We start from the raw sequence: 1,724 nt of genomic DNA, 5'->3' as shown, positions 1-1,724 counted from the left end.
GTCCGCGGACAGGTACCCGCAGGACAGCCAGACGACGGACCTGAAGCCCGAGTAGTTGGTGGAGCCATTGGGGAGGCGGTGTCCTGACCGCCCCCGTCACCTCGCCCCGTCGGAAAATCACGGGCGCAGTCTGTGCACACGCGGGATCATGAGGCATGCGCCCGGATGACTGGCACCTCACCGATGACGTCGACAGCTTCCTAGACCGTGCAGCAGACTTCCTGCACTCGCGCCCAGCTCTGCACACCCTCCCCCTGACAGTGACCGAGGCGCTGCGTACGCGCGGGGCAGACGCGTACGGCACCGACGCCCCGATCTTCGGTCGGCTGGAGCGGGCTGGCGAGGTCCGCGCCACTCTCTTCCACACCCCACCCCGCCGCCTGAACCTCACCCCTCTCACTCCCGAGGAGGCCGACAGCCTCGCCGCCCACCTGGCTGGCCTCGGCCGCCTGATCCCCGGCGTCATTGCGGACCACGACACCGCCACCGCCTTCGCCGAGGCTTGGCAGCGGCGCACAGGCGCGACAGCGATGCTCCACGAGCGGGAGCGTCTGTACCGCCTCCACACGCTCACCCCGCCGGAGCCACTCCCGCAGGGCCGGGGTCGAGTTGTGGGCGAGGAGGACCGCGAACAACTCATGCTCTGGTACCGCGAGTTTGTCGCTGCCATCGGCGGATCCGCCTCGGTGGATGCCAGCTCCTGGGCCGACACGCGCATCACCCACGGACGCGTCACGTTCTGGGAGACCCCGGACGGCCCCGTCTCCATGGCGGGCATGACCCCGATGGTCGCCGGCCAGATCCGCGTCGCCCCCGTTTACACCCCGGCCCACCTGCGCGGTCACGGCTACGGGGGCGCCGCGACAGCCGAGGTGAGCCGGGCCGCGCTGGCCGCAGGCGCGACGGAGGTTGTGCTGTTCGCAGACCTGGCCAACCCCACCAGCAACGGCCTGTACCAGCGGATCGGATACCGCCCCGTGACGGACTTCGCGCTGTACAACTTCTAGGCACTGTCCGGGCGCGGCCAGACTCGGGAGAAGCGGGCCAGCGAGCCGGTCGCTCCCCGGCAAAAGGGACGCGCCGTGCCTCGGCCCTATTCCTGTTGCCCCTGCGTCCGGAGTCCTCCTACCCTCGATGGCAACGCGTTGATGGAGACAAGTAGCCCAGGGTCACGTGAGCTGAGAGAGCTGCCGGCAGCTGTGAAGGCAGTCTCATAGCCCTTGGTGAAGACCCTCCTGAGCGCGGGGAGGAACGGCCTTCGGGTCTAATGCCCCGCCGGTTGGCCCCCGTCATCGGGCACGAATGAGGCCGCTGCTGCCTGGCGGTGGCAAAAGCGTGGTGGCACCGCGAGTCCCCTTCTCGCCCACGCTCCCAAGGGATCATGACGACGCCCCTGGGAGGGCTGCGATGATCCACACGACGAGCCGCGTTTTGATCTCTGACCTGCGACAACACGCAGGTGAAACCGTCTCTGTCTCAGGCTGGGTGAACACGCTCCGGCTGCAGGCCAAGATGCAGTTCGTGGTCGTCCGCGACCACACCGGCATGGTTCAAGTCACCCACCGCCGTGGCGGTGAGGGCGACGAAATCGAGAAGGCGCTGGAGAGCCTGACCACCGAGTCCGCGGTCCGTATCACCGGCCGCGTGGTCGACAACGAGATCGTGAAACTGGGCGGCCTGGAACTCGTACCCGAGTCAGTGGAGGTCCTGAACCTGGCTGAGAC

The 1,724-nt window shown here is 68.2% G+C and carries 2 protein-coding genes; both read left to right on the top strand.

From position 1 onward, the window contains the following. The first annotated feature begins 155 nt into the window (after window positions 1-155). Window positions 156-1,007 (top strand): GNAT family N-acetyltransferase, encoded by an 852-nt coding sequence (locus ACZ5CR_RS44590; RefSeq protein ID WP_468869234.1) that lies wholly within the window; start codon window positions 156-158, stop codon window positions 1,005-1,007. A gap of 400 nt (window positions 1,008-1,407) precedes the next feature. Continuing rightward, window positions 1,408-1,724, top strand: a 317-nt coding sequence (locus tag ACZ5CR_RS44585) for an OB-fold nucleic acid binding domain-containing protein (RefSeq protein ID WP_468869232.1), incomplete at its 3' end; no start/stop codon positions are given.

Source organism: Streptomyces sp. NPDC031274 (assembly GCF_055570235.1).
Note: the sequence above shows the minus strand (reverse complement) of the source record. Positions and strands in the feature narration are given on the sequence as shown.